The organism is Micromonospora sp. WMMA1363 (assembly GCF_030345795.1).
GTDB lineage: Bacteria > Actinomycetota > Actinomycetes > Mycobacteriales > Micromonosporaceae > Micromonospora.
On sequence record NZ_JAUALB010000015.1, the window covers coordinates 67,250 to 92,791 of the forward strand.

29 protein-coding genes and 2 pseudogenes are annotated in these 25,542 nt (G+C 69.3%); 12 read left to right on the forward strand and 19 right to left on the reverse strand.

Annotation, left to right across the window (positions count from 1 at the left end; translation table 11 throughout):
- Positions 1-51 precede the first annotated feature (51 nt).
- Entirely contained in the window at positions 52-1,638 is a 1,587-nt protein-coding gene (locus QTQ03_RS29345) for a type IV secretory system conjugative DNA transfer family protein (protein ID WP_289281207.1), read from the forward strand.
- The gene (locus tag QTQ03_RS29350; protein ID WP_289281208.1) at positions 1,635-2,132 is read left to right on the forward strand and encodes a DUF4913 domain-containing protein; all 498 of its coding nucleotides are present in this window, start codon (positions 1,635-1,637) and stop codon (positions 2,130-2,132) included. Before QTQ03_RS29345 ends, QTQ03_RS29350 begins: the two co-directional genes overlap by 4 nt.
- Before the next feature lie 113 nt (positions 2,133-2,245).
- Here QTQ03_RS29350 and QTQ03_RS30505 read toward each other — a convergent pair whose 3' ends face one another.
- Both QTQ03_RS30505 and QTQ03_RS29360 read right to left on the reverse strand, forming a co-directional pair.
- On the reverse strand, positions 2,246-2,581 hold the full coding sequence (locus QTQ03_RS30505) for a DUF397 domain-containing protein (protein WP_353890663.1): 336 nt from the start codon (positions 2,579-2,581) through the stop codon (positions 2,246-2,248).
- Complete coding sequence (locus QTQ03_RS29360) at positions 2,578-3,420, reverse strand: helix-turn-helix domain-containing protein (RefSeq protein WP_289281209.1); 843 nt, start codon at positions 3,418-3,420, stop codon at positions 2,578-2,580. Before QTQ03_RS29360 ends, QTQ03_RS30505 begins: the two co-directional genes overlap by 4 nt.
- A gap of 224 nt (positions 3,421-3,644) precedes the next feature.
- Between QTQ03_RS29360 and QTQ03_RS29365 the strand changes: the two genes are divergently transcribed.
- The 4 genes from QTQ03_RS29365 to QTQ03_RS29380 all read left to right on the forward strand — a co-directional run bounded on the left by QTQ03_RS29365 (position 3,645) and on the right by QTQ03_RS29380 (position 5,100).
- Positions 3,645-3,902, forward strand: coding sequence for a hypothetical protein (locus tag QTQ03_RS29365; protein WP_289281210.1), 258 nt, complete (start codon positions 3,645-3,647; stop codon positions 3,900-3,902).
- Between the two features lie 3 nt (positions 3,903-3,905).
- Positions 3,906-4,196, forward strand: coding sequence for a hypothetical protein (locus QTQ03_RS29370; protein ID WP_289281211.1), 291 nt, complete (start codon positions 3,906-3,908; stop codon positions 4,194-4,196).
- Between the two features lie 247 nt (positions 4,197-4,443).
- The gene (locus QTQ03_RS29375) at positions 4,444-4,707 is read left to right on the forward strand and encodes a hypothetical protein (RefSeq protein ID WP_289281212.1); all 264 of its coding nucleotides are present in this window, start codon (positions 4,444-4,446) and stop codon (positions 4,705-4,707) included.
- A gap of 57 nt (positions 4,708-4,764) precedes the next feature.
- The gene (locus QTQ03_RS29380; protein ID WP_289281213.1) at positions 4,765-5,100 is read left to right on the forward strand and encodes a hypothetical protein; all 336 of its coding nucleotides are present in this window, start codon (positions 4,765-4,767) and stop codon (positions 5,098-5,100) included.
- 131 nt (positions 5,101-5,231) lie between these two features.
- Here the strand turns inward: QTQ03_RS29380 and QTQ03_RS29385 are convergent, their stop codons facing one another.
- From QTQ03_RS29385 to QTQ03_RS29395, 3 genes are all read right to left on the reverse strand, one after another.
- Complete coding sequence (locus QTQ03_RS29385) at positions 5,232-6,560, reverse strand: DNA translocase FtsK (RefSeq protein WP_289281214.1); 1,329 nt, start codon at positions 6,558-6,560, stop codon at positions 5,232-5,234.
- Between the two features lie 81 nt (positions 6,561-6,641).
- Positions 6,642-7,994, reverse strand: coding sequence for a relaxase/mobilization nuclease domain-containing protein (locus tag QTQ03_RS29390; protein ID WP_289281215.1), 1,353 nt, complete (start codon positions 7,992-7,994; stop codon positions 6,642-6,644).
- A 155-nt stretch (positions 7,995-8,149) separates the two neighbouring features.
- On the reverse strand, positions 8,150-8,581 hold the full coding sequence (locus tag QTQ03_RS29395) for a plasmid mobilization protein (RefSeq protein WP_289281216.1): 432 nt from the start codon (positions 8,579-8,581) through the stop codon (positions 8,150-8,152).
- A 411-nt stretch (positions 8,582-8,992) separates the two neighbouring features.
- Between QTQ03_RS29395 and QTQ03_RS29400 the strand changes: the two genes are divergently transcribed.
- The gene (locus tag QTQ03_RS29400; RefSeq protein ID WP_289281217.1) at positions 8,993-9,337 is read left to right on the forward strand and encodes a hypothetical protein; all 345 of its coding nucleotides are present in this window, start codon (positions 8,993-8,995) and stop codon (positions 9,335-9,337) included.
- A gap of 66 nt (positions 9,338-9,403) precedes the next feature.
- Here QTQ03_RS29400 and QTQ03_RS29405 read toward each other — a convergent pair whose 3' ends face one another.
- From QTQ03_RS29405 to QTQ03_RS29430, 6 genes are all read right to left on the reverse strand, one after another.
- Positions 9,404-9,652, reverse strand: a complete 249-nt coding sequence (locus QTQ03_RS29405; RefSeq protein WP_289281218.1) for a hypothetical protein — start codon at positions 9,650-9,652, stop codon at positions 9,404-9,406.
- An 8-nt stretch (positions 9,653-9,660) separates the two neighbouring features.
- Positions 9,661-11,268, reverse strand: coding sequence for a hypothetical protein (locus tag QTQ03_RS29410; protein WP_289281219.1), 1,608 nt, complete (start codon positions 11,266-11,268; stop codon positions 9,661-9,663).
- Between the two features lie 218 nt (positions 11,269-11,486).
- On the reverse strand, positions 11,487-12,953 hold the full coding sequence (locus tag QTQ03_RS29415) for a coiled-coil domain-containing protein (RefSeq protein ID WP_289281220.1): 1,467 nt from the start codon (positions 12,951-12,953) through the stop codon (positions 11,487-11,489).
- A gap of 163 nt (positions 12,954-13,116) precedes the next feature.
- Positions 13,117-13,758: a hypothetical protein gene (locus QTQ03_RS29420; protein WP_289281221.1), complete on the reverse strand. Its 642-nt coding sequence runs from the start codon at positions 13,756-13,758 to the stop codon at positions 13,117-13,119.
- A gap of 504 nt (positions 13,759-14,262) precedes the next feature.
- The gene (locus QTQ03_RS29425) at positions 14,263-14,574 is read right to left on the reverse strand and encodes a hypothetical protein (RefSeq protein ID WP_289281222.1); all 312 of its coding nucleotides are present in this window, start codon (positions 14,572-14,574) and stop codon (positions 14,263-14,265) included.
- 149 nt (positions 14,575-14,723) lie between these two features.
- Entirely contained in the window at positions 14,724-14,933 is a 210-nt protein-coding gene (locus QTQ03_RS29430; RefSeq protein ID WP_289281223.1) for a hypothetical protein, read from the reverse strand.
- A 362-nt stretch (positions 14,934-15,295) separates the two neighbouring features.
- Here QTQ03_RS29430 and QTQ03_RS29435 point away from each other — a divergent pair.
- A pseudogene (locus QTQ03_RS29435) lies at positions 15,296-17,293 on the forward strand (DUF4158 domain-containing protein); the annotation flags it as partial.
- Between the two features lie 42 nt (positions 17,294-17,335).
- Here the strand turns inward: QTQ03_RS29435 and QTQ03_RS29440 are convergent.
- Both QTQ03_RS29440 and QTQ03_RS29445 read right to left on the reverse strand, forming a co-directional pair.
- Complete coding sequence (locus QTQ03_RS29440; RefSeq protein WP_289276716.1) at positions 17,336-18,232, reverse strand: IS3 family transposase; 897 nt, start codon at positions 18,230-18,232, stop codon at positions 17,336-17,338.
- Positions 18,229-18,549, reverse strand: a complete 321-nt coding sequence (locus QTQ03_RS29445; RefSeq protein ID WP_502889683.1) for a transposase — start codon at positions 18,547-18,549, stop codon at positions 18,229-18,231. Before QTQ03_RS29445 ends, QTQ03_RS29440 begins: the two co-directional genes overlap by 4 nt.
- 60 nt (positions 18,550-18,609) lie before the next feature.
- On the opposite strand from QTQ03_RS29445, the pseudogene QTQ03_RS29450 reads away from it, so the two are divergent.
- A pseudogene (locus QTQ03_RS29450) lies at positions 18,610-19,692 on the forward strand (Tn3 family transposase); the annotation flags it as partial.
- 12 nt (positions 19,693-19,704) lie between these two features.
- On the opposite strand, the gene QTQ03_RS29455 reads toward QTQ03_RS29450, so the two are convergent.
- The 5 genes from QTQ03_RS29455 to QTQ03_RS29475 all read right to left on the reverse strand — a co-directional run bounded on the left by QTQ03_RS29455 (position 19,705) and on the right by QTQ03_RS29475 (position 22,524).
- Complete coding sequence (locus QTQ03_RS29455; RefSeq protein ID WP_289281225.1) at positions 19,705-20,196, reverse strand: hypothetical protein; 492 nt, start codon at positions 20,194-20,196, stop codon at positions 19,705-19,707.
- A 174-nt stretch (positions 20,197-20,370) separates the two neighbouring features.
- Positions 20,371-20,700 (reverse strand): hypothetical protein, encoded by a 330-nt coding sequence (locus QTQ03_RS29460; protein ID WP_289281226.1) that lies wholly within the window; start codon positions 20,698-20,700, stop codon positions 20,371-20,373.
- 29 nt (positions 20,701-20,729) lie between these two features.
- Entirely contained in the window at positions 20,730-21,332 is a 603-nt protein-coding gene (locus tag QTQ03_RS29465; RefSeq protein ID WP_289281227.1) for a recombinase family protein, read from the reverse strand.
- Between the two features lie 235 nt (positions 21,333-21,567).
- The gene (locus QTQ03_RS29470; RefSeq protein WP_289281228.1) at positions 21,568-21,927 is read right to left on the reverse strand and encodes a PIN domain-containing protein; all 360 of its coding nucleotides are present in this window, start codon (positions 21,925-21,927) and stop codon (positions 21,568-21,570) included.
- 18 nt (positions 21,928-21,945) lie between these two features.
- Positions 21,946-22,524 carry a hypothetical protein gene (locus QTQ03_RS29475; protein ID WP_289281229.1) on the reverse strand — a complete coding sequence of 193 codons (579 nt, stop codon included), beginning with the start codon at positions 22,522-22,524 and terminating at the stop codon, positions 21,946-21,948.
- 666 nt (positions 22,525-23,190) lie between these two features.
- On the opposite strand from QTQ03_RS29475, the gene QTQ03_RS29480 reads away from it, so the two are divergent.
- Complete coding sequence (locus QTQ03_RS29480; RefSeq protein WP_289281230.1) at positions 23,191-23,352, forward strand: hypothetical protein; 162 nt, start codon at positions 23,191-23,193, stop codon at positions 23,350-23,352.
- A 455-nt stretch (positions 23,353-23,807) separates the two neighbouring features.
- Positions 23,808-24,218 (forward strand): sulfotransferase family protein, encoded by a 411-nt coding sequence (locus QTQ03_RS29485; protein ID WP_289281231.1) that lies wholly within the window; start codon positions 23,808-23,810, stop codon positions 24,216-24,218.
- On the opposite strand, the gene QTQ03_RS29490 is transcribed toward QTQ03_RS29485, so the two are convergent.
- Positions 24,201-25,043, reverse strand: a complete 843-nt coding sequence (locus QTQ03_RS29490; protein ID WP_289276277.1) for a transposase family protein — start codon at positions 25,041-25,043, stop codon at positions 24,201-24,203. The two genes, QTQ03_RS29485 and QTQ03_RS29490, sit on opposite strands and share 18 nt — an antisense overlap.
- A gap of 175 nt (positions 25,044-25,218) precedes the next feature.
- Between QTQ03_RS29490 and QTQ03_RS29495 the strand changes: the two genes are divergently transcribed.
- The gene (locus QTQ03_RS29495) at positions 25,219-25,539 is read left to right on the forward strand and encodes a transposase (RefSeq protein ID WP_502889683.1); all 321 of its coding nucleotides are present in this window, start codon (positions 25,219-25,221) and stop codon (positions 25,537-25,539) included.
- Positions 25,540-25,542 lie beyond the last annotated feature (3 nt).

The following is a 25,542-nucleotide window of genomic DNA, read 5'->3' on the forward strand; positions in this document are numbered from 1 at the left end:
CCCATCGGCGCGACTTTGGCCGTGGCTACGGGCAAGGTGCAATGGACGGGCATGTGTACGCTCGTGCTCGCTGGCGAACTACTCGTGCTGGCGCTGCTCACGATCGGGGGTCTGCTGCTGTGGCGGCGCCTGCGCGGCGGCCGCTCGAAGATCGACCGCAAGGCCGGCCACATGGGACGTCGCGGTGAGCTCGGCAACCTCGACCCCGCCGCAGTCCGGGCCAGCGCGGCCCGGCTGCGGCCGGGCATGACGGGGCCGGTCACCGACGCCGACACCGGTGTCCCGCTGTGCTACACCGTGGCCAACAAGGTGCTGCTGCGCATGGACTTCGAGTCCACCAACGTCGAACTGGCCGGCACCCGGCGGGGCAAGACGACCGCCCGGATCATCCCGGGCATCGTGGAGGCGCCTGGGCCAGTGCTGGCCACCAGCAACAAGCCGGACTTCGTCGACGCGACCCGCCTCGTCCAGGAACAGCGCGGCCGGGTCTGGGTGTTCGACCCGCAGGGCCTGACCGGGCGGCGGCAGGAGTGCTGGTTCAACCCCCTGCGGCAGGTCACCTCGATCACCCACGCTCGACGGCTCGCCTCGGCGTTCAGCGCGGGCGAACGCAGCACCGGAAAGAACGAGTGGGACCTGTTCGCTGAGGCGCTGCTCGCCAACCTGATTCTCGCGGCCGCAGCGTCGGGCCGCACGCTGCTCGACGTCTACGACTGGACGACCCGGCCGGGCGAGGAAGAGCCCGCCAAGCTGCTGGAGAGCTCCGGCCACGGCGGCCCCGCCAGCGCCGCGAGCTCCCTATGGGGCACCATCAGCAAGCCGGACAAGTTCAGGGGCAGCATCTACGGCACCGCGCAGGAAATGCTGGTCTGCCTACTCGAACCGGCCTACGCCCGGTGGATCACCGAACAGCCGGGCCTGTCGGAGTTCCTACCCGAGCCGTTCGTGACCAGCACAGACACCCTGTACTTGGTCAGCGAGGGCGGTCCCAGCTCCCCCGCCCCGCTGGTCTCGGCGCTCGTCGACGCCGTCCACGAAGCGGGCAGCGAGGCCGCCATGCGGATGCCGGGTCGTCGCCTGGACCCACCGATGGTGTCCTTTCTGGACGAATTGGCGAACGTCGTCCGAATCAAGCGGCTGCCGCAGCTGTTCAGCTTCTACGGCAGCAGGGGAATGCCGCTTGTCGCGGTATTGCAGAGCTACACGCAGGGTGAAGGGGTCTGGGGTCGCGAGGGTATGGAGAGCATGTTCGCTGCGGCGAACATCATCACCTACGGCGGCGGCATCAAGGATGCCGCATTCCTCAGGAGGATCTCGGACCTGATCGGCGAGCGCGACGTGCCGGTGCGCTCGGTCTCGACAGGTCGCGGCGGCCGGTCTACGTCGCTCCAGCCTCGCAAGGAAAGCATCCTGACCGTGGCCGAACTCGCGTCGCTGGCGTTCGGCCGCACCATCGTCATCCCGTCCGGGGCGCCGGTTATCCTCGGCCGCACGCGACCCTGGCAGGAGACTCCCTACGCCGAGCAGATCCGCGCGTCGCTGGCCCGCTACGACCCGGCTGGCGAGCACTACAGCACCGCCCTGGCCGCGGTGCCCGCGTTCAATTTCGACACGGCCGCCGGAGGTGACCGGCGGTGACCTCGATTGACGACGTTTTGGCCCAGTTGGAAGGCGACCACGACGACACCGGCCCTGAGAACTCCCCAGCCGGGCCGTCCGCACCGAAGATCAAACCAGTCTACCGCGATGCTGACCAGTGGGTCCGTGATGTCTTCGTGCTGCTGTTCGGCGAATACAAACGACAGACATCTGCAGGGCGCGGTGAGGGCCTGCGGTGGTGCCCCCGCTGGTGGGCTCATCCCCTAGCCCTCGACCGGCTCGAATCGCTCTGGCGGGCGTGGGAGGCACTACGTCTAGACCCCGGCACCGGCCTGTCGGTCTGGTACCGGGACCATTTCGCCCCGGCCGTGGCCGACCTGACCGGCGACCACGGGCCGTTCCGGGAGTGCGACAGCCAGCGCCACGTCGAAGCCGAACCCGCGCCCGCCCTGGCCGCACCGCAATCGATCCGCGTGCACTTCGCCGACAAAGCACCCCCCGTTGGCGGGCCACCCCGCCACTCTCGCCCATAACCTCAGTTGGCAAGGGTCTGGGAAGCACGAGGAAGCTGCCAGCACGGAGGAACTGACAGCGTCCTCAATGGTCAGGATAGAGGCCGGTGGCGACCCCGGCTCGATGACCGGCTCTAGACGGTGGCGGGCTCGCGCTCACACTCGCCGGCGTGGACGCCCGCGACAAACGCGGTCCATTCGGCGGCGGTGAACTCAAGCCGGTGACCATCCTTGGTGAAGTGCACTCCGGCCGGCTCGTGGCTGATCCACGGATGCTCCAGGTCAGCCGCGACGGCAGCCAGGAAGTCGGCCCATTCGGCTTGCGTGGCGACCAGCTCCGGCCCGTCCGGGTTCTTGCTGTCACGGATGTAGACGCCGTGCGCCGTGTGTGACCACTCGACGCAGTTCCCGCCCGAACCTCCTGATCGAGTGCTTTTGCGGTAGTTACGAGGCTGGCTGTTGTTGGTCATGGCTGATACTCCAGGATGGGAACGGCTTGGCTGAGCACATGCCCGAAGATCGCTTCGTAACGGGCGATCTCGGCGGCCTTTTGCAGGTACGCGGCGGAGCTGGGCGAGTCGATATAGACGACTGACGGGTCATCGGTCGGGTCCGGGAAGTCCAAGATCACGAATGCTGATTCCATCGCTGCGTGCGCGCCGGCCTTGAGGGGTAGGACTGAGATAGTGATGGTGGGTCGGCTGGCCGCCTGGCGAAGCCGAGTGATTTGCTCGACCATCACGTCCGGTCCGCCGACCTCGCGCCGCACGGCCGCTTCGTTGAGCACGACATGCAATGTCGGCGGTTGGTTGTCTCGGGTGAGGATCGCCTGCCGTTCCATGCGCAGGGCGACACGACGCTCGATCTCGCCGTCGTCGGGGTTGCGTGCCCGATAGACCTCGCGGGCGTACTCGGGTGTCTGTAACAGGCCTGGGATTAGCTCGGCTTCGTAGGTGCGGATCGCGGCTGCAGCCGGCTCGATCTCCAGGTAGAGGCTGAACCACTCCGGGACATCGTCACCGTAGACGTGCCACCAGCTTTGACCGGCCGTGGCGAGCGCCAGGGCGGTCAGCTGCTCGGTTTCCTCCGCCGATGCCTGGTAGTGCGCGCACAACACCGCGACGTCTTGGGGTTTGACCGGGTGGCGGCCGGCCTCCATCTTGAACAGCTTCGCACGGCTGATGCCGAGTCGACGATGCGCCACCACCTCGTCGACGGACGTCCCGGCGGCATCGCGGAGCGCACGCAGTTGCCGGCCGAGCTGGCGGCGGACCGCGGTCGGGCCTGCTACTGGGGTTGGAGCGGACATGTTCCCCTCCTCATGATCCCTGGCCACGCCCACAGTGTCTCAGTCTGAGACTGCGCCGTCAGCCCGGGGGCCAGCAAGACAAATTACTGCGATACTTGTGTGGTGAGAGTATCACTGCGATAGTCGAGTGGATTCGGCCACCGTTCGCAATCGGGCCGAAACCCCTCGGGAGCAGCCTGCGATACATCGCGCTCCCGGTCTTCACGATCTGACAGGGGAGGCCAGTGCCGCACACCGACGGAACAGACGCGATCAAGGCGGCTCGCCGGGTGTTCATCCGGCACAAGCAGTGCCGGATGAACATCTCCCGGTGCCGCTTCTGCGGCGGGGCATGGCGACAGCGTGATGGCCAGCGGCTGGTTGACGGATGCGCCGCGCGTCAGCTCGTCGCTGGCCTCCTGGTCGCCGCCGGCCAGATCGACGCGGTCGGCCACCTGACACCGCCGCCGGTGCTGCTGCGCCTGGCCCAGGGCGAGGTGTAGCCGATGTCCATCCACGACATCATGTCCGAGGCCGAGGTCGTCGACCTGCCCCCGGTTGAGGCGCCTGCCGGTTGCTGGTCGCCGTTGCTGTGGTCTCTGGCCCGGCAGTCGCTCGTCGACCATCGACCGGGCCGGGACAAGCACTGCGTGATCTGCCACCCGACGCAGGTCGCCCCATGCCACGCACGGCAGATTGCGGTGCTCGTGCTCAACGCCTCGCTGTTCGAGCCGGTCGGCCGGGAGGTCATCTGCCAGACCGGCCCGGTTGCGGCGCGACTTCCTGCGGGCAGGTGAGCGACCGTGGGTGTCTACCAGTCCGGCTCGGCAGCGATGCGGGCGTACGCCCGCGCTCGAGTAGATGACGCCGAGCAACTGCTCACCATTCACCGCAGCGACATCAACGGCTGTTGTGGGAAATGTGGCCGGCCAGTGCCATGTGACGACCTGACCAGCGCCACCCGGCTGCGTGAGCACTACCGGGCGTGGGTCGAGCATCCCACTGGCGCCCCGGCGATAGTCCGCCCGTACGTAGTTGGCAGCGATGGTCGATAAGCCGGGACGGTGGCGGCCGGGTTCAGGTGACGTACTGCGCCTCGATGAGCGCACCAGCGTGCAGTTCAGCGGACCACGTGCGATCACCCTCCGCGTCATCGCTGCGGATAACAGGCCCACCTACGACGGGTGGATCTGGCTGGAGGGATACGAGCTGGACGACGCTGGTCTCGCCGTCCGGCGCCACACGGTCTTCGTACAGCTCGCCGGCCTGCGGGCACCGACCCGACCCGCTCAGCCCTCACGCCGTTGACCTCAACCCCGGAGTAAAGCCACATTCAACGTAGCCAACCCTTTGAGGAGTCCCCGCGTGAGCCACTTCCTGCTTCCTCTGCTTGTGCCCGCTGTTGGCCTCGCCCTGTTCGCAGTGACGGCCATCTTCGTCGGCCGCCGTCTTGATGGTCCGGACCGTCCGATCGTTGTCGTCGATCGGCGCACGTACCGACTGGCGCAGCGGCGGATCGAGGTCGCGCTGGACGATAAAGACCTCGCCCGGGCGCACGCCGGGCTGGTCGCGCTGCGGTTGTGGCTGCGCGGCGAGATCCAGACCGGGCCGCGCCGCCGGCGCGCGGAGTACGCCGCCGCGTTGGAGCAGTGGGAACTGCGTGCCGACCAGGCCGGATTCCCCGGCATCGTGCGGGGATAAGACCTGTTCTACCACGTGTGTCCCCCGACTCAACTGCCTAGCTGAGTCGGGGGACACGGGCGTCGGGCCCTGTGGCGGGGCACCTGGGCCGCGGTGGATCAGTCGCATTTGGTGGTCGGTCCTCACGCCCTTTAGCGGCCGGCGCTAGGCGCTGCTGCTTCGGGCCGCTGCGGGGCTCGTTGGGCGGCGGGGGTAGGAGTGCCGGCTTGGTGGCCACCGTCAGCCACCGCCGGTCTTGCCGCTGCGGGTGTCGGGTAGCCCTGTGCAATTCTGGCTGCGTTGGTAACTTCGCCTTCGGTCGCGGTGACTTCGGCTGGGGCCACGGCCGCGCCGCGGGTCGCCGTGGCGGGGGTCGGCTGTGGTGTGGTGGCTTCCGTTTCGGTCTCCCTCGTGTGATCGGTCTGCTGTCCGGTGCCGAGACTGGCTAGTAGTTGGGGCAGTTGTTCGCGCGGCACATACACGTCCCGTGCGCCATCACCGCTGGCACCGACAACGCCTCGGGTCTCCAGCTCGTTCATGAGGTGTCCGGCCTCGCTGAAGCCGATCTGCATCCGGCGTTGCAGCATGGCCGCGGACCCGAATTGTGATTCGACGACTAAGGCCGCGGCGGCGCGCAGCTGCGCTGCGTCGACATGTGCCGTGGTGGCGGGCTGCTCGGCGGGCTGCGCCTCCTGTCTGGCTACGGTCGCCGTCTGTTCGGTGCTCTGCTCGACGACTTCACCGCCGATGACCTCGGCCCGTTGCGCGAACTCTTTCAACGCCATCCGGTCGAAAATCCAGCACGTCAGAGCGGCGGGCAGGCGGGCCCGGCTGATGTCGTTCGCCGACAGCAGGCGGGCGGTCTCGACCATGTCGTGCCCGGCTTGGCCCCGTTCCCAGATCCGCCCGGCGAGCGCGGGCCATGCGCGGCAGTTGGTCAGGTCGTCCGCCTTGTCCGGCCAACCGGTCTGGATCGCGTCCGCGATGCGCTGCTGGTCCTGTCCGTCGAGCCGCTGATACACGGCGGTGGCGTGTAGGTCTCTCTCCTCGGAGGTCCGCATGACTGTCTCTGCCGTCGCGGCCTGCGTGCCTCCAGCGGCCCTCGTGGCCTGCTGTTCCTCCTGCGCGAGGTTGACCGCCTCGCGTAGCCATGCGCCGTCGCCTGGGTTCGCGGTCGGTTGCTCGACGCGCACGCCGCGCCGGGCCAGCCGATCACGGATCGCCGAGAGGGTGTCCGCGGCTCGCGGGTCGACGTGTTGCCAACTGGCTGCGGACGTCCACAACCGGCTGATGTCGGCAGGGCTGGCGCGGCGCCACCAGTCATCGCGTTCGGCTCGGCGCCACAGTTCGGCGGCCCCGGCTCGGGACTGGTCGAGCTGGGCGCGGTAGACGCGGGCGGCTTCGCGGTCGCGCTCGGCGGCCTGGCGCAGCTTTTCGGCCCGCGCCGTCACAATGATTTCGGCGATCTGCCCGGCTGCCATCACGACCGCGTAGAGTGCCGTCCCGGCTTGCTGGCCGAGGCCGCCGCCGATGTCTTCGGGTGGTTGCGTCACGTTGTCCTCCTATCGCTCGGGGCCGCGGTCGGCCAGTGGGCCTGCACGGCGCCGTTGCGGCGCTGCGGGTGTGGGCTGTGGGTGTTCCCGGTCCGAGGCTCGGCCACCGTCTACCCGGCCGGGGACTCTGACTCCGGCGTCCATGGCGCGCTGGAGCACTGGCATCATCCGCTCGGCGGCCGTGCGGGCCTGCGCGGCGGCTGCGGCGGCCTGCTGCGCCTGGCGCAGCTCGGCGATCGCCTGGGCCAGGCGCGTGGCGGCCACGATAACGGCGAGCAGGCCGGCAATTTCCGGGCCTGTCCGCGCTGCCCCGGTCAGTGCCAGCGCCCCGGCGACACCGGTCAATCGGTTGCTGATTTCCCCGCGCGGCAGGCGTCGCTGCCCGCGTGGGGGAGCTCCGGCACGGGCCAATGCGTCCGCCGATCTCGACACCGGTCCCCCTCCTTCGGGCTCGGCGACGGTGGCGATCTGGGCGAGCGTGTCGGCGGCGCTACGGGCGACCGCGTGCAGCTGCTCCGGCGGCGGGGGAGCGGTACGCAGTCCATCGCGTATCGAGCCGATGGTCTGGGCCGATGCCGTCCATACCTGTACTCGTTCCTCGCTGGTCATCTCCGTTCTTATCGGCCGGGCTGGCTGTTTCCAGCCCATGAGATCCGCGTCCGCCGCGCCGGGCCACCGGCGGCGCACTTGGGCCAGCGACAGATCTCGATCGAGAGTGCGTCCTCCGAACCACACCGGCTTACCTACGGCCGGCTTCGCAGCTACCGAGTAGCCCACCACCCGGCGCGGGTTCTCCCGCGCGGTGCGCGGCTTGACCAGCAGGCCGGCAGCCTTCATCCGGGCAATCCAGTCGGCTTCGTCGCTGGCTGCGGCCAGCGACGCGCGGACTGTGCGCCGCACAATCTCTCTGTCGGTGGCGGGCTGCCCCGCCCGCCGGGCCCGCTCAACCTCGGCCCGGGTCGTCTCGGGCCGGCTGGTGGCCCCGTCTCGGGCGGGAGAAAGGGCCTGGAGACAGTGCTCACGCTCCAGCTCGCCGCAGACCTGTTGAGCCCGGGGGAAGTCTCGGTACGGGTAAACCTTCCGGCCGTCCTCGGTCGCCATGGTCACGACCAAGTGAATGTGGTCGTTTCCCTCCTTGGAGGGCCCGTGGTGAACGGCAACCCATCGACACCCGGCCTGATCACCGCTCGGGCCGAACCCCATGCGATCGACGAACTTGCCGGCCATCTCCTGCCACTCGGCATCCGTGATCGGCCGCTCGTCGGCGCGCACCGACAGCGAACAGTGCCACACCGTCCCCTTGGCGCCGTGGGTGCCGGCGGCCATCAATGGTGCCTCCAGGCGGGCCACAAGGTCGGTCACAATAGCCGCTCCGTCGTCTCGCCGTGGTGGCTCCAGCACGGCCGGAATCTCGTAGCCAGCCACAACCCGCTGGTTGACATGCTCGTCCGACCGACCGGGACCGAAAAGGTACTCAACTAGGCCGCGGCACCGGGAACCCTTGGTGATGTTCGGGTTCACCCGCGGCGCTCCGCCGCGATCCGGATCACGAGGTCGTCTACCCGGTTAGCGACTCGCTCCACGTACCGCAGGATCGCCTCCAGGTTGTCCGGCCTCTCGTCGAGCGCGTGCAACTTCGCGGTCACCTGGTTGAGGTTCCGGGCGGCCCCGGCGAGCTGTCGGTGCATCCCGAGCAGCTCCGTCAACATGGCCGCCCGCTCGTCCTCCTGCGCCGCGATTCGGGCCGCCATACCTGGCGCAGCAGCCGCCTTCGCACACCATGCCTGCACAGCCATCCGGGCCGCCGCAGCGTTGGCAGCGACCCGCTCGTACTCAGCCGCATTGAAGCGCGCGTTAACCCGGATCTCCCGCCGCGCCTCTCCACTGTTCCGCTGTCGACGGCGGGAATGGACGGCACCAACGTGGGTCGTCTCGGGTAGCTGAGTCATGTGAAGCGAGACCTTTCTGGAAGCGACGCGACTGCGCACTAGTGTGCGCCATGGACCGGGATATGGTCCATCCTAGGGCACCGTAAGGTGACCTTATTTCTAGCTTGCTCGGGTGATCATGGTCATGAACGAGCCTCTAGCTGAACAGTCGGTTGGCAGCACGGCGCGATGCGCGTGACAACCTAGTGCCTGCCCCCGTGGGGGCCTGGATGATAGGTCGCTCCCGCACGGTGTCAAGGGTGGCCCGTAGGGCCATCGCGCAGCGACGCGAAGCGCCCTTGACGCCGTGCGGGAGCTCTCTGAAAGGGCGTTTGTCCACGGTGCCAAAACAGGGTTGGAACCAACAACCCCGTGGGGAAGTGGTCGCGCTAGGCTGGTCGCCCGATCTTGTGTTGGGAGGGGAGGGCGCTCATGGCAACTCGTAGTGTTCGTGCCAGCGCGGAACAGGCGGCACGCAAGGCGCTGCGACAGGATCTACAGCAGCGTGCGCAGCTGGTCGGGAGAGCAGCCGAGACACAGTCCCGTGTCGACGAGTTGCTCGACGATCTGCGGGCCGCGCTGGAAGCACACGATGCCGCGGTAGCGGCGGCCGTCTCCGGCGGTTGGTCCCGCGCGCAGCTGCGCGAGCTGGGCATCCAAGACGACCCCGGCGGGCGCGCGGTACGTCGGGCGCTGCGGCCATCGCCTGGGCCGGTTGCTGCGGCGATGGTGGAGCCAGCCGGGGCGGCAGTCGCGCAAGCGCCCGACGCGGGATAGGTTTCGGACAACGCGAGGGCCTGGCCGGTGGGGATGTCCACTGGCCAGGCCCTCGGCCCGTTGCGGCTATGCAGCGAGCTGCGGGGATGGTCCTGCGTAGCGGCGGATCGTGACTCTCCATCCCGGCCGGTGCCGGCGCAGGGCGTCGGCGATGAGAACGGCGGCGAGCGGCCCGTCCGCGCTCTGCGCGAGGGTCTCCCCGGCAGTGCTCAGTGCTCGCACGTACCACCCGTGCCGACCGGCGTTGAGCGTCTGCCCGCGGTCGCCGGGTTCGTACAGCCCTGCGGGCAGGTCGGCCACAGGGCCCGTCTGCACGGGCCGGTTCACCGGATGCCCTCAGACTGCGCCGGCGTCTGCCCGCGCATGATCACGTCCAGGATCCGTTCCGCCTGACGGCTGCCTGCGCGGGTCACCTGCTCGACCCGGTATCGCGACAGCTTGCCCTTCTCCTTCAACTCGCGCGCCAGGCTCTCGCCGTACGCGGCGAGCAGGGCATCGTCCGGCCGCGGGCCGGGCAACTGCTGCGCGGGCAGGAACTGCTCCCACGGCATCCCGGAGATCGGCGGGTTCCCGGCCGCGGCCCCTGCGTAGTCGCCGACGAACGCGAGTACGGCTTCGGTCTCCAGCTCCGGCACCGTCGGGCCGAGCTCGGCGGCGAGCTGAACGGCGCCGCGCCCCTCGTGGCCGCGCAGGTCTTCGGGCCGCAACGTAGCGGCCAGAGCCGCGCTCAGCCGGCGCACCGCGTCCGCCCACTGCGGGCTGCCGACTGCGGCTTTGTCCTCCACGAGCGGCTCTGCCGTGTGCTCGCCCGTACGTTCGCTGTGCCCGGTCGCCGGCTCGTGGCCGTTGCGCTGTGTCAGCGGCCACCTCGCGGTGGTCTCGGTGTCGATGCCGGGCAGCGCGTGTCCGTTCAGGCCGTGCGCACGTGCGTTCGCTGGGGCCTGCCCGCTGCTGCTCTTGTCCGCCTCGAACAGCTGCGGCTCGTCCGTCTGGTCCGGCCATGTGGGCCACTCGTCTGCCCGCTGCCGGCCGGCGTCTGCACGGTCCTGTTCGCCGTCTGCGCGCTGTCGGGTAGCGGGCAGACCCACGGCGGGCCGGGCGGGCTGCGGGTTCTGCTCGCGGGTCAGATCGTGGCCCTTGGCGATCCGTTCCATGATCCGGTCGATACGGTTGAGTTGGTCCAGGGCCTCGCTCTCGACCACGGCGGTCGCGGTGCGGGCGAGCTTGCGCAGTTGCCACCTCCACAGCCATGCAGGTGGCGCACCGGTCCGGAGCCGGTCGCCGTGCATGACGAGCTTCTTCACCGAACGGTCATGTGCCAGGCGCGCGAAATCCGGGTCTTCCTCAGCGATCAGCCAGCCGCGCCGCTCGGCGATCCTCCGCGGGCTGTACGCGAACCGGCTGCGCTCGGTCGACTGTCCCTCGGCGGTTAGCGCGGCCCACCACATCGCAAAGATCGTGACGGGGATGCCGAGCCGAAGTAGGACCTCGGTCCGGCTGCTCGCGTTGCTCGCCACCACCGCGCCGGACAGCAGCGCGATTCCGAACGCGACCCACACCATCTTGCCCGGGTGGCCCGCCTTGACTACCTCGCCGTTTGAGCCCCGGACGGTGGTCGCCCGGTACCGCTCCGCGGCCAGCCCGGTGGCGTTCAAAAACAAGATCTCGAACACCGCGAACACCAGGATGGCGAACTCCGGGGGCAGCTTCAGATCGTCCCTGGCCACCACCCACATGCCTTCGGCGTTCAGCAGCAACGCAACGTTCATGGAGATCGCCAGTGCGACCGGGCGGACCCGCTTGCCGTCAGTGACCCGGACGTAGATGAGTAGACCGAGTAGGCCGAGCAGGCCGAGCAGGCCGGCGCCAATCAACAGCGCGGTCCCGTAGTCCTGCCATAGCTGGGTGAGCCGGTCGTCGCTGAAGTCCATCACCACGACCCCTTCCCGGCCCGGCTGATCGGACGATCGGTCAGCGTAGCTGCGTCAGTCACCTGCGCGCGGCCCCAATACCGTGGCCTGGCCTCGGCCGCCACGGCGGCCCGTAGGCTGGTAGATGGCATCTCTCGTATCTCCTTCTCAACGGGGGTGTTTCGAGGGGTGTCGGGGTCCTGGCGGGGTGCGACCCGCCAGGCCCATCTGCAACCTGATCAGTTCCGCCGCTCGGGTTGCTGCCCGCCGGCCTGCCCGGCCACGAGCGCAGACAACCGCTCGGTCAGCCGGTCGGCACGGTCCTCCGCCGCACGGACCTCGGCGTGTAGCCGGTCGCGCTCTTGCTGGGCCTCCTGTCGCTCCCGGTCGCGGTCGGTCCGGACATCGGCCAGCTGCTCGCGCACGGCGGTCAGGCTGGTCTCCAGCTGCGTTGCTCGGCGCGCGGTGTCTGCGAGCTGCTCGCGGGCGGCGTCCGCGGCCTGACGGGCGTGCTCGGCCTGCTCGCGGGCCTGTTCGCGCTCTGCCCGCAGATCGGTGATCTGCTCGGCCTGCCCCGCGAGCCGTTCGGCGAGCTGCTCGCGGGCAGCCTGCGCCGCGGCGGCGGCCTGCTCGGCGGCCCGGGCCGTCTGCCCGGCCTCACGCGCCGTCTGCTCGGCCGTCCGGCGCCGTTGGAGTTCCTCGGCCGCCTGGGCGGTGGCCTGTTCCTGCGCCTGGCGGGCGGTAGCGAGCTCGCCGGCTAGCTGCTCCAGTGTGGTGTGCGCGGTGCGGGCCTGCTCGTCGGCCTGGTCCCGCTCGGCGCTGACCCGCTCCAGCTGGACGGTCAGGTCAGCGACCCGACGTTCGCTGTCCTCCAGTTCGCCCCGGACGGCGGCGAGCTCGTCGACGTGCCGCTGAGTCAGTTGCTGCTGCTCGGCGAGCTGGGCGGCGGCCTCGTCGCGCTGACCCGCGGCCTGGTCCCGCTCGGCGCTGACCTGCTCCAGCTGGACGGTCAGGTCGGTGGCCTGGATACGGGCCTCGCGTAGCTGGGAGGTGAGCTCGGCGACCTGGGCGAGCGCGTCGGCCGCGTCGGCGCTGGCCCGGGCCCGGGCCAGCTCGGCCTGCTCGGCCATCTCGGCCGCCGCGGTCTCGGCATCGTCCGCGCGTCTGACCGCGTCCAGCCGGGCGGCCTCGGCCCGGGCCGCGGCCGCGGCCGCGGTGGCGGCCTTCTCCTGGGCGTCGGCGGTGGCGGCGGCGATCTGCGCGGCGGCGGCGTCCGGGTCGGCCGCAGTGTGCAGTGCCGCAGTCAGCTGCTCGGTGGTCTCCTTCAAGCCGGCGGCGAGCTTCTCGGCCCGGGTCAGCGCGTTGTCTGCGGTCTCCCCGGCGGTCTTGACCGGCTCGCGGTCCTCCTCCTCGCCGGGCACCGGCTCGGCGCTTCCGCCCGGCCGGTTCTTCATCCGCCAGGCGTTCAGCGGGTTGTGCACAGGTCCACCCTCCGGGTCGGCCTGCTCGCAGTATTTGGGGCTCGGCCCCCGTGCGCCGTCCTGCTTCGGGGCCTTGCGTCGGGCGCATCCGGCAGGCCACTCACACAGGCCGGGACGCGATTCGCCCTGCGCTCCCGCGCGCACCTCGGGCCCGTGCTGGGCTGCCTCCAGCGGCACCGCCGACGCGACGGCGGCCCCCTCGCCTCTGCTGCTGGTTTCGTCCATGCCTCACGATAACTCATCGCATCTCATCGCGTCAATTCATTGCATCGCATTTTTAGAATGAGATTTGAAATGAAATGTTTTGGACACGAAAAGAGCCCTCACGTCCTGGCGTGAGGGCTCTCCGGGGGCTGGGAGAGGGGGAAGGGTGTGTTGTGGGGAGGTTCTACTCGCCGGCGTCGTCCGTGGTGAAGTCCTGCTCGCACATGCCGCACGTGATGGGGCCTTGCTCTAGCACGCTGGGTGCGACTCGGATACGTCGTGGGCAGGCGCACAGGGCGGCTACGGGGTTGTTGCTGCTGGTGCGCCCGGTGCTGGTGGCTCGGCTTTCCGGCCGGCGTACGGCGACCAGGGCACCGCGGATCGCCTCGATCTGCTGCGCGTACCGGTGGGCGGTGTCGCCTGGTACGTGGGTGACGGCCCATCCGAATTTGGGGCCTTGCTCGACGTTCAGGCCGACCTCGCGCGCCAGCTCGGCGTACCGGGTGTTGTGGTAGCGGCCTTGTCGGGAGGTGTCGGCGATCCCACGGACGGTGGCCAGCCCGTGGGCGGCCTCGTGTAGCAGGGTGCCCAGCACGTCGAGCGGACCGCGGTCGAGTCCTTCGCCGGCGATGAACAGCTCGGGCAGTTCGTCGTTGGGGCCGCGCTCCCACCGGGCGGAGGCGTAGTGACCGAGCCGGCCGGGGCCGCGCTCGCCGAGCGTGCCGGACCCGATCGTGACGACCACCTCGGGTAGCTCGGGGTGGTGGTCGCGGATGGCGGACCATGCACTGTCCAGGGCGCCGAGTAGGGGAACGGTGATGGTCACGGGCCACATGGTAGGCGGAGCGGCGGTCACGGCGGTCACTCCTTCACTCGGCGTCGAGCTGAGGGCGCCCGGGGCCTGGTCGACCCCGGGCGGGCGCGGGGGGTCAGTCGCGGCAACGGGGGGCGCGGGTCGGCGATGTGCTCGCCGCACCGGGTGCACAGGTCGTTCTCGTCGTAGCGGCGGGGCAGCGTGCGGGCCTGCCCCTTCTTGGGGTGCCTGCGGGCTGCGGCCCGGTGGGTCTTGCGGGCCTGGTCCTCGTCGTCGCTGTGGTGGGTACTCCAGCGGGGTCCACGCGGCGCCGAGCATCTTGGATACGCGGGTCACGTACGCATCGGCGACGTCTTCCCATCGGGTCGTGACTGAGGTGAAGTCGGCGGGGCCGGTGGCCGTGCTGGCTGTCCACCGGCCGGTGGTGTCGGTCGTCTCGGTCGTGGGCATGGTTACTCCCTCACTCCTGGTCGCTGGCGTCGCGATTGATCTTGTCACGCACGTGTCAATTACTGGTCAACGTGCGAGGCTCTGGCTCATCCGGTCGAGCAGGGCCAGCGCCACCTGGCGCGGGTCGACCTGGCCGAACCGGTGGCTGATACCGCCGAGCCACGTGCCGTTGCAGAACAGCGCGAAGATCGCGCCGGGGGCGGGCATCAACAGCTCGTACCGCACGCGGGTGATACGGACCCGCACGGCCGGGGTCTGCGCGTCGGCGTCGTGGTAGACCTCGATGCGGGCGGCCGCGGACTGCGGCGCGCTGCGCAGCACCTCGGCCACCTCGTGCGCGAACGCCTCGGCGTACTTGGTCTCGGCCTGGCCCGCCATGTTGCCCCTCCCCTGGTCGCTTCCGGTGTTGTGTCTTCATTCTCCCATTCTTGACACGTACGTGTCAAGGCATTTCCCCTGGCAGCCGTAGGTCTTCTGTGATCGTGTGGGTGTTGGGGGTTGTCTCGCCGGTTACCTCGCGAGGTATCTCACGCGCTGTCTCGGCTGGGCTGGTCGTGGCGGGCGGCGTGCAGGCGTAGGGCGTCGGCGATCGCCTGGCGGGCGTCGGGTCGGTCGTCCTGGATGAGCTTCGCGGTCACGGCGTCGGCGGCGGCCTGGTCGTTGTCGCGGGCGGCGGCGCGGGCTTGGTCGAGCGTGGCGGTCAGGTAGGCGCGGGTGGCTGCGGGGTCGGTGGTCATGGTCGGTGCTCCGTTCGTCGGGGTTCCAGCGTGCCGGGATCGGGCGGGCCGGTCCAGGCGCGCGGCTTCTTGGGTGTAGGTGGTGGCGGTGACAAGCGTCCCGGCCGGGGCTGGACGCGGTGAGGCCCGGGGCGGTTGCCCCGGGCCTCGTGGTGGTGCTGGGTGGTGTGTCAGGTGGTGCGGAGCCTGCGGGGAGTCAGCCAAGGTACGGCGGAAACCGGCAATAGGCTGAGCGGTTCTTGCGTTTGCGCCGATGAGGGTCGTGGACCTCGTGTGTGATCGATCCGGACCGTCGGCATAGTTGATCTTTTGGTACGTTCCCGGTCCGTATGGGTTGATCTTCGCGGGTCTGGGGTTGTGGCGTGACGTCGATCGAGCGGACCGCGTATCCGCGGTTCAAGCGCTTCCTGTCGGCCCGGGAGTTGCACGTGTTCTACACGCCGCAGCCGGAGGAGATCGCGTGGGCGAGTGGGCAGGTGCGCTCGGACAGCCACCTGCTGGCGTTCATGGTGCAGATGAAGTGCTTCAACCGGATGGGGTACTTCCCGCGCCTGGATGATGTCCCCGAGGCGGTGGTAGCCCACATCCGCCGGGATCTGGGCCTGGGTGAGGACGTCGCCGCGGTGTACGACTCGGACCGGACCCGGGGCCATCATCGGATGCTGATCCGCCGGCGTAGCGAGGTCGTATTGGACATGCCGGCGGCCCGGGCGGTGGCGGCCGCGGCGATCCGGGAGGCGGCGGGGCGCAAGAACGACCCGGCCGACTTGATCAACGTGGCGTTGGAGAAGTTGGTCGAGGGCTCGTTCGAGCTGCCGGGTTACACGACGTTGGACGAGATGGCCGCGCAGATCCGTGAGGAGGTCAACTCGGCGATCTTCGCGCTGGTCGTCGAACGCATCGGCCCGGCAGGCGTGGCCGGATTGAATCGGATGCTCGTCACAGCGGGCGGTCCGGGCGCCAAGAGCGACTACAACCGGCTGAGGCGGACCGCGCCGCGGCCGTCGTGGACGAACTACCGGCTTCAGATCGACCATCTGCGGTGGGTCGACAGTCTCGGTGACTCGCGGGCCTGGTGGGAGGGGGTCGCCCCGTCGAAGATCGCCGATTTCGCCGGTGAGGGCGAGGCCGGCGACGCCGCGGTGCTGGGTGACTACGGGGACGCGAAACGCATCGCGATCCTGGCGGCGATGGTCTACGCCGCGCAGCAGCGGGCCCGTGACGACACGGCGGAGATGTTCTGCCGGCGGGTGGCCACCCTGACGAAACGGGCCCGGGTGGAGTTGGAGGAGTTGAAGAAGAAGCAGCAGAAGGTCACCGAGGCGCTGATCATCAACTACCGGCAGGTCCTGGAGCATTTGGACCCGCTGGGCCCGGCCGCGGCGCAGCACGCCGCCGCGCTGGAGATGGCCCGCAAGACCGTCGAGGCCGCGGGCGGTTTCCCGGAGGAGCTGACTCGTATCGACGCGGTGCGGGCGACGCACGGCGACAACCATGTGCCGCTGGTGGCCCGGCACTTCCGCAAGGACCGGTCGTCGATGCTGGCGATGGTCGGCGTGCTGGACCTGGAGGCGACCAGCGCGGACCGCAGCGTGTTGCTGCTGCTGGACTACATGCGCGAGCACACGATGCTGACCCGCGACCACATCGGGGACCGAATTCCGGTGTTCGACGAGCACGGCCGCCCGGTGCTGGATGCGGAGACGGGTGAGCAGCGGGTCCACGTGTTCGACACGTCGTTCGCGTCGGAGAACTGGAACAAGGCGATCCGCGACCGGGCCCGGCCGGGGATGTTCGTGCGCCGGCACCTGGAGGCGTGCGTGCTGACCTACCTGGCCGAGGAACTGCGCACCGGGGACATCGCGGTGACCGGCGCGCAGGCGTACGCGAACTGGGCCGACCAGCTACTCACTCCCGCGGAGGTGGCCGAGATGCTGCCCGGCTTCTGCGCCGAGGTCGGCATCCCGGCGACCGCCGCCGGGTTCCGCGCGGACCTGCACGAGCGCCTCGACAGGCAGGGCCGGGCGACTGACGGCGCGTATCCGGACCTGGCCGACTTCACCATCGACGACGCCGGCCGGCCGTCGCTCAAGCAGTTCCGGGCGGCACCGCCGACCGCATCCGCGCAGGCTTTGGCCCTGGCGGTGCGGGACCGGATGCCGGAGCGCACGCTGATGGGGATCCTGGCCCGGACCGGGCACTGGCTGGAGTGGTGGCGCCGGTTCTCCCCGGTCTCCGGCTCGGATCCGAAGCTGAAGGACCCGTTCGTGCGCTACATCCTGACCACGTTCACCTACGGCACGAACCTGGGCCCGGCGCAGGCCGCCCGGCACATCGCCGGCGTCACCGCGCACGAGCTGTGGGGTTGACCCGGTTTGACGGACAGGGTCGGTAAGTTGATCTCACGCTACCTTGCTCGTTGGCCTGCGGGAATAGGCCGTCGCCTCATACTCGGCCGGGCTCATGTAGTCCAGGGTGGAATGGCGGCGGCGGGTGTTGTACCACCCCTCGATCCACTCGAAGATCGCCGCACGGGCGGCGGCCCGGGTCGGCCACGCCCTCCGGTCGAGCAGTTCGGTCTTGATCGTGGCGAAGAACGACTCCGCGACGGCGTTGTCCCAGCACTGACCCCGCCCACCAACCGACAACCGCACCCCGTTGCGGTCGGCCAGCCGGGCGTACTGCGCACTCGTGTACTGGCAACCCCGGTCGCTGTGGAAGATCACCGGCCCGGTCGGGCGTCGGACGGCGATCGCGTTGGACAACGCCTGAGCGGGCAGATCGGTCCGTAGGTGGTCGGCGGTCGCCCAGCCCACAACCCGGCGTGAGGCGATGTCGATGACGGTGGCGAGGTACAGCCAGCCCTCCCACGTGTGGATGTAGGTGATGTCGCCGCACCAGCGGGTGTCGACCCGGCCGGCGGCGACGTCGAAGTCCCGGCGGATCAGGTCCGCCGACAACGCCGCCCCCGGGTCGGGCACGGTCGTGGTGCGCCACCGCTTCGGCGTGCGGCCGCACAACCCGGCGCCCCGCATCAGCCGGGCGACCCGCTTGCCGGAGTGCCGCCGCCCCTGGCCGGCGAGTTCGGCGCGGACCCGGGGTGCGCCGTAGGTGCCGGCCGAGTCGGCGTGGATCTGCGCGATGCGGGCGGCGAGGTCTGCGTCGTCGCGTTCCCGCCGCGACGGCCCGGCACGGTGCTGGTAGTAGGCGGACCGGGAGACCTCCAGCAGCTCACAGGAACGCTTCACGTTCCCGTCGGGCCGCGCCTTCTCCGCCTCGATGAACGGGTACACGTTCACCGGGTCTCCCTCACGAAGAAAGCCGTGGCCCGTTTCAGGATGTCGACGTCCTCGCGGAGCCGGCGGTTCTCCCGCCGCAGCCGCGCCAGCTCGTCGCGCTCGTCGCTGGTCAACCCGTCGCTGCGGGTGCCGGCGTCGATGTCGGCCTGCCTGACCCACTCACGGACCGCGGTCTCGGTCAGGTCGAAGTCCCTCACGACCTGCGCCACCGATCGGTCACCCCGCCGGCACACCTCGACGATCTCCGCCTTGAACTCCGGCGTGAACGCTCTGCGCGGCCGGCGTGGTTTCTTGCCCATGCCTTCCATGATGAACATCCTCCCGAGGAGCACACAGCCCCTCTGAGCTGGGATGTCCGTCAAACCGGGTCAGGCCCACTGGCCACCACCTCGGCCCGGCACGTCACGATCGGCAAGCTGAACAAGGCGATCGCCGACGTCGTGGACGCGTTCACCGAGCTGGACCTGATCAAGGTGTGGGGTGACGGGTCGGTGGTGGCCGCGGACGGCACTCAGGTCGACACGTTCATCGACAACCTGCTCGCCGAGACGTCGATCCGCTACGGCGGCACCGGCGGAATCGCCTACCACTACGTGTCGGACACCTACATCGCGTTGTTCTCCAAGTTCATCCCGGTCGGGGTGTGGGAGGCCGTGCACATCATCCAGGGCCTGCTCGACCAGCAGTCGAAGGTGCGGCCGGGCACGATCCACGCCGACACCCAGGGCCAGGCCCTACCGGTGTACGCGCTCGCGCATCTGTGCGGGTTCGAGCTGATGCCGCGGGTGCGTAACTGGAAGGACCTCAACTTCTACCGCGTGTCCGCGACCTCCCGGTTCCTGCACATCGAGGCCCTGTTCGGCGAGCCCGGCCGCAACGTCATCGACTGGGACCTCATCGAACGTCACTACGACGACCTGATGCGCGTCGTGCTGTCGGTGGCCGCCGGGAAGATCTCATCCGTGACGCTGCTGCGCCGGCTGTCGACCTACTCGCGGCGCAACAACTTCTACAAGGCGTTCCGCGAGGTCGGCCGGGTCATCCGCACGATCCAGCTGCTGCGGTACCTGTCGGACCCGCAGCTACGCCGGCGGACCACCGCGGCGACCAACAAGGTCGAGTCCTACAACAACTTCTCCGCCTGGTGCCGCTTCGGCAACGAGGGCCGGGTGCGGGACAACGACCCCGCCGAGCAGGAGAAACACATCAAGTTCTCCACCCTGCTGACCAACGCGGTCATCTTCCACACCACCCTGGACATGATGAGCGTGCTGCGCCAGCTCGCCGCAGAGGGCTGGGAGATCACGCCGGAGGACCTGGCCGTGCTCTCGCCGTACCAGACGATGCGGATCAACCGGTTCGGCGTCTACGCCACCGACGAGATCACCGTCACCCCGGAGCAGTACGACGCGCACCTGCCCGACATCGACCTCACCCTCGACCCCGCTCCGGTGTCCTGACCTGGGCCTGTCTCAGCCCTGACCCTCGCCGCGCAGGTCGCGCATCAACGGGTCACCGTTGACCAGCGGCGCCCGGCGCACCGCGCCGAGGACCACCTCGGGCAGCAGATCGGGCCAGTCGTCCGGGCTGATCAAGAAGTGCGCGCCGGACCGCCACACCGTCACCAGCACGGCCTGGGCCAGGGTGCGGTGGGTGGCCTCGGGCAAGGCCCCGTCCTTGACGGTGGCGCCGGCCGCGGCCGCGATGGCCTGCACGGCGGCGGCCTGCCAGTCGGGGTGGATCGGGTCGCCGGAGTACTGCATGAGCCGGGTGGCCGAGCGGCCGATCCCGTCGAGGATCCGGTCCCAGGTCTCGTAGTCGCGGCCACCGGCTGCGGCGTAACGGCCCATCATGGCCAGAACCTCGGACAGTTCGGCGTGCATCGCCGTGAGCTGCCGCACCAGCAGGGTGACCTGCTCGGTGGTCAGGTCGCCGGTCGGGACGTCGCGTACGTTACTGGCCACGGCCGACACCCTATCGACCTGCCGACATCCCCCACACCGAGCTACCGTTAGGTGACTTTGGGGCTGGTGGCATGTACCCCGGCCGGGGGCGTCGGGGCGCGCGACCGGCCCCGGATATAGCGCAGCCCGCCGGCCACGGGGAAGCCGGCGGGCTGCGCTATATGTCGGCTGAGGCTACTCCTGCTGGCCGTCGCGGTCGATCAGCCGGTTGAGCAGTCCCACGATCTCGGTCAGGTGGGCGCCGTGCTGATCGCGGAGGTGCCCGACCGTCGCGGTCAGCTGGTCGACCTTCTCGCCGAGCCCGGTGATCGCCTGTCCCTGTTCGAGTTGGGTCTCCCGCAGCGCGTTGAGCGTGCGGGTGTGCCCGCGCAACTCGGCCCGGTAGTCGGCGACGTCGCGATCGGCGCCGGACGCCAACGCGCGGGCTGCGGCCGCCTCCTGCCGCAGCACGCCGACCTCCGCCTCCAGCGTGGCGACCCGCTGGGCGAGCTCGTCGAGGTTCATGGTGGTCACGGTACCTTTCCGCTGTGCGGCTATCGGCCGGTGAGGTGGGCGGCCAGTTCGGCGCGGTCGTCGATGAGTTTGTAGATGGTCGGGCGGGACACCGCGAAGTGCCGGGCGATGCCGGTGACGTTCCAGACCGGACGGTCGTCGGGGCCGCGTTCGTCGAGCATCTGGTAGACCTGCTTGATCTGGCGCATGGACAGCTTGTGCGGGCGCCCGCCGTTGCGGCCGCGGTTGGTGGTGGCGGCCAGGCCCTCCCGGGTGCCTTCCACGATCAGTTCCCGGTTGAACTCGTCGAATGCGCCGAGCAGGTGGAACATGAGTCGGCCGGTGGAGGTGGAGGTGTCGATGTCCTGCTGGGTGACCTTCAGGTCCACGCCCCGCTCACGCAGGTCACCGGTGAGGCTGATCAGGTGCTTGAGGCTGCGGAACAGCCGCGACAGCCGGGTGATGACCAGGGTGTCGCCGCGGCGCAGCCGGGTCAGGGCCTTGTCCAGTTCCGGGCGGCTGGCGGTCTTGCCCGACACACCCTCGTCGATGTAGATCTCCTCGCAGCCGGCCTCGGCCAGTAGCTGGCGCTGACTGACGGAGTTCTGCTCGCGGGTCGACACCCGGGCGTAGCCGATCCTCACCGGCCGAGTGTAAAGCAATCACGGTCCCGCAAGCCATATTGGCTGACAGCGCCTTTATTGACACGTGTTTCTTGACACTCGACCTGGACCTTCTCAAGATCTCGAAGTTGAGGCGGGTGTCAAGAAAACACGTTCGAGATTCTTTGACACCCCAAAGCCGACGCATGCGATCTTGAGACAGCCTGTCAGCCCCAGCCCATCCCGACCTACTGCCGGTTTCCGCCAGTGTGACTCCCTACATGCGCCGTGACCTGCCCGCGCCGGGCCTGCCGACCTGCTCGTACCGCACCAGCTGCGACGAGGACCGCCGCGTGCTGCAGGTCGAGCGGGACGGCCAGGTGGTGGCCGAGGCCAGCGCGGGCTGGTGACGGCCGAAGCCGGTGTTGGCCCAGTCGGCGTACGCCTTGCGGATGGAGGCGTTGCCGTAGAAGCCGCGGCACAGGTGCGTCAGCGCTTTGGCCGGGATGGGGTCGCTCTGCCCAGGCAGGCCCTTGCCGGCCCCGCAGACCAGGTTCTCGAAGTCGATGAAAACCGCGACCCGGGCCTCGGGTGAGTAGCGCGCGAGTGGTCCGCCGGTGCCGTTGTCGTGGTCCATCAGAGCGTGGTCCGTGTCTCAGTCGGTCATCCGCATCAGGTCGCCGAGGTTGCGGTGCAGCGCCGCGTCGGCCGCCGCGCGTTCGAGGGCGTCCATAGCTTTGGACAGGGCCCGGCCGGCGTCGGTGGCCTCCCCGGCGGGGCGCAGCGGGTCGGACGCGGTCCGTTTGGCGGTGGCCATTCCCGACAGCGCTCCGGCGACGGTGCGGATCGTGCGGACGAGGACGTCACCGGAGCCCACCTGCCCCTGACGGGGTATGGGGCCGCCGAAGTCCAGCCCGGACAGCGCCATCGCCAGCCTGACGGCCCGCCACTCGATCAGGGCCCACTCGTCGGACTCGCGTTGGCAGTTCGCCCCGGCGAACGCCATCAGGGTGATCTCGGCGATGTCGTCGACCCCGGCGCCGGCGGTGCGGGCGGCGTCCTCGGCTCGGCTGGCGTGGGCCTCGACCACGCCGACCAGGGCGTGCGCGAGGCGGGCGGTGACCAGCTCAGGGCTTACCCCGTCGGCGGCAGCATCGTCCAGGTCGACGGCGACCTTCATGCCGAACCGGTCCAGCAGCCCGATCAGCTCGTCCAGGCTCAGCACACCCGCCATCAGCATTCTCACCCTCGTTCCGTCCACTGCGCCCCAGCCCGTGTACGGCCGGACGCTACACCTGTCGATGTCGGCGTCCTGGGCGCGGGTGAGGGCGCGGCTCGCCGCGAGTTTCGGCGTGTGAGCCAGTGCGGCGGTACGACCGGCACCACCACCAATCCACCGGCTGCCGACCAGGCCAGCAACGGGTGGCAACGGGGCCACCGTCGCGCCGCCAGCCCCCTGAAACAGGGCCGCGGAACGCCGCACCCGAAACGAGCATCAGGGGTGCTCGGACCGGCAAGGAAACCCGCGTGAGATTGGCGGAACGTGCCAACCCATAAGACGTGCCAACCTTGGCGGCTATCCGGGGGTGCACCGGGTCGCGGCTTGGACGGCGGCGGAGTCCGTCCACATCGCACCTTATCGACCTGTCAGCGCAGGTCGTGGCCGTTGTGACAGGCGCCAGCGGCGGTCAGCTCGTGGCTGAACCTCGTGGTGTGTGAACGTTCAAGCACAAAACGCGCGCGCGTACGCGAGGATTCACGCGGGTGCCGATCGGGGGCGGGAGTTCCGAGCGCCGCCTACGTGGCGTGGGAAGGTCCACCAATTCCGGGATTGGGCCCACAAGCGGCGGCCGGCGGCCCGATTCGACACTTCGGGGCTGGCGCGGCGCACCACGCCGACGTGACCGTGTGGGCCGATCGGATCCGGCGCAGCCTCTACGCCGCGGTCCGCGACATCACCGGCACGCTCAACCACCTCGACCAGCACCCGTGGACCCCGCTGACCGGCCCGGGGGATCGACGGCCGGTCGCGTACGTGCTCAACCCGCCGCTCAAGCCCTGACACCAGGTGAGAGATCACCGCTGACAGGAGATGAGAGACCCACTGCTACCGAGACGAGAGATCCCAGGTCGCGGCTTGGACGCCGGCGGCGTGGCTTCGTTGGCGAATGTTGCCGTTTGCTCTTGATCCGAACGGCAAGGTTCGTGGGGCTGTTGGTGCAGGTCGTCGCGGGTTTGGCGGGAGTTCCCGCACCGACCGGGAGCGGCGCCGGCACGCCGCCGAGCTGCGCGCCGCCCGACCGACGAGTACCGCCTGGACGTCTGCACCGACCCCGAGCCCGCGATTCGGTTCAGCGGTTGTGCGAACAGCAGGATGAGCAGCGCGAGCACACGGTCGGGGCGTTTCGATTCGCGGCGTACGGCAGTTGTCTACTCGACAGCTACGTATGCCCATCGTGGTAGATTCGCGTCGATCTTGGACTTTGGCGATGGCCCATCTCTCATTTTGGAGACACCTTGCGAGCCCTTGTCCCGCGCCGGTTGAGGGCCCGGCTCTCGCCGCTGCGCCGGAGGGTCGTCCGCCTGCTCCGGCGCGTCAAGCTGCGGATGGCCACGCGCGCGAGCAGCGCCAGGCAATACCAGTTCGTCTTTATCGTCACGTACGCGCGCTCGGGGTCGACCCTGCTCGCGGGCATCCTGAACAGCCTTCCTGGCTACCGGATCTGCGGTGAGAACTACAACGCGCTGTACCGGCTGTACCAGGCCGACACGGCGATCGCCAAGGCATGCGACAGGTATTCGGGCGACGGCTACCTTGTGCCGCAGAACGCCTGGTATGGAGTACCTCGCATCCGCCCGCACCGCTTCCGCGCAGAATTGGTCGACAACTTCGTCAGCAATGAAGTAATCTCAGCGACTTTGCGGTAGGTACTTGTACTCGAAATGGGTCAGGTGGAGTGCGGCGGCGAGGATGTCGCTGATCCGGTGTGGGCTGGCGGTGGTATGCCGGAGGGTTTTCCAGCGTCCGACCAGGATCGCGAAGCCGCGTTCGCCCTGCCAGCGCAGTCCGCGTAGCAGCCGGTTGTAGGCGCGGTTGTCGGGAGCGAGCCGCTGCCCGTCGGTGGGCTGCTTGACCGGGACTTTGACGCCTTGACCTGCGCCTTCGTAACCGGAGTCGGCCAGGGTAGGCAGGTCGAGTTCGGAGGCGGCCCAGTTCAGGGCAGCCGTGATGCCCTGCTGTTGGGCGCAGGTCAGATCGTGCAGATGCCCCGGCATCGCCGCGGAGGTCCACACCGGCAGGCCGTCCGGGCGCATGACCGCTTGAACGTTTCCGCCGAAGTCACGATGCTTGCCGGAATACCAGGCGTCGATCGTGTCGCCCTTGACGCTGAGGGTGGTCTCGGCCACCCGGTCGCAGTCGAACAGCTTTCCGTCCAGGATCACGTACGACCAGCCGTCGTCGGCGACCCGGCGCAGGGCTGTGTGTAGATCCTGGGCCTGCGCGGCCAACACTGCGACACCCTCGGCCATATACCGGTACGCAGTGGCCCGGGAGATGCCGAACCCGGCGCCCAGCAGGGTCGCGTCCTCGCCTTTGCGGAACCAGACGAGCACCAGGAGTGCCTGGTAGAAGCAGGTCAACGCGCGGGTGTCGCGCCGTGTCCCCTTGGCTCGGCGTTGCGCGGCAAGCAGCCGGCCGAGGTACTGCACGAGTTCCCTGGGGACGTCGACCATGGCACGATAGGCAATCACGTGGAGCCCTCTCGAAGACGTGGATCTTGTCGCAAAGACCTGTCTATCGATGGCTCCACGCCCACTTCCAGCACCGTCCGGCGTGACCCGGTTCGCCCGTGTCGTACCAATCAACTGGGCCTGACCCGGTTTGACGGACATCCCAGCTCAGAGGGGCTGTGTGCTCCTCGGGAGGATGTTCATCATGGAAGGCATGGGCAAGAAACCACGCCGGCCGCGCAGAGCGTTCACGCCGGAGTTCAAGGCGGAGATCGTCGAGGTGTGCCGGCGGGGTGACCGATCGGTGGCGCAGGTCGTGAGGGACTTCGACCTGACCGAGACCGCGGTCCGTGAGTGGGTCAGGCAGGCCGACATCGACGCCGGCACCCGCAGCGACGGGTTGACCAGCGACGAGCGCGACGAGCTGGCGCGGCTGCGGCGGGAGAACCGCCGGCTCCGCGAGGACGTCGACATCCTGAAACGGGCCACGGCTTTCTTCGTGAGGGAGACCCGGTGAACG

Coding starts and splice junctions, on each gene's coding strand:
- QTQ03_RS29370 (WP_289281211.1), top strand. CDS start 3,906: ATGTCCATCCACGACATCATGTCCGAGGCCGAGGTCGTCGACCTGCCC.
- QTQ03_RS29385 (WP_289281214.1), bottom strand. CDS start 6,560: ATGGCAGCCGGGCAGATCGCCGAAATCATTGTGACGGCGCGGGCCGAA.
- QTQ03_RS29425 (WP_289281222.1), bottom strand. CDS start 14,574: ATGGCGGGCCAGGCCGAGACCAAGTACGCCGAGGCGTTCGCGCACGAG.
- QTQ03_RS29360 (WP_289281209.1), bottom strand. CDS start 3,420: ATGTCCGCTCCAACCCCAGTAGCAGGCCCGACCGCGGTCCGCCGCCAG.
- QTQ03_RS29415 (WP_289281220.1), bottom strand. CDS start 12,953: ATGGACGAAACCAGCAGCAGAGGCGAGGGGGCCGCCGTCGCGTCGGCG.
- QTQ03_RS29375 (WP_289281212.1), top strand. CDS start 4,444: ATGGTCGATAAGCCGGGACGGTGGCGGCCGGGTTCAGGTGACGTACTG.
- QTQ03_RS29475 (WP_289281229.1), bottom strand. CDS start 22,524: ATGGCGGGTGTGCTGAGCCTGGACGAGCTGATCGGGCTGCTGGACCGG.
- QTQ03_RS30505 (WP_353890663.1), bottom strand. CDS start 2,581: ATGACCAACAACAGCCAGCCTCGTAACTACCGCAAAAGCACTCGATCA.
- QTQ03_RS29345 (WP_289281207.1), top strand. CDS start 52: ATGTGTACGCTCGTGCTCGCTGGCGAACTACTCGTGCTGGCGCTGCTC.
- QTQ03_RS29430 (WP_289281223.1), bottom strand. CDS start 14,933: ATGACCACCGACCCCGCAGCCACCCGCGCCTACCTGACCGCCACGCTC.
- QTQ03_RS29495 (WP_502889683.1), top strand. CDS start 25,219: ATGTTCATCATGGAAGGCATGGGCAAGAAACCACGCCGGCCGCGCAGA.
- QTQ03_RS29460 (WP_289281226.1), bottom strand. CDS start 20,700: ATGAACCTCGACGAGCTCGCCCAGCGGGTCGCCACGCTGGAGGCGGAG.
- QTQ03_RS29400 (WP_289281217.1), top strand. CDS start 8,993: ATGGCAACTCGTAGTGTTCGTGCCAGCGCGGAACAGGCGGCACGCAAG.
- QTQ03_RS29470 (WP_289281228.1), bottom strand. CDS start 21,927: ATGGACCACGACAACGGCACCGGCGGACCACTCGCGCGCTACTCACCC.
- QTQ03_RS29410 (WP_289281219.1), bottom strand. CDS start 11,268: ATGGACTTCAGCGACGACCGGCTCACCCAGCTATGGCAGGACTACGGG.
- QTQ03_RS29445 (WP_502889683.1), bottom strand. CDS start 18,549: ATGTTCATCATGGAAGGCATGGGCAAGAAACCACGCCGGCCGCGCAGA.
- QTQ03_RS29395 (WP_289281216.1), bottom strand. CDS start 8,581: ATGACTCAGCTACCCGAGACGACCCACGTTGGTGCCGTCCATTCCCGC.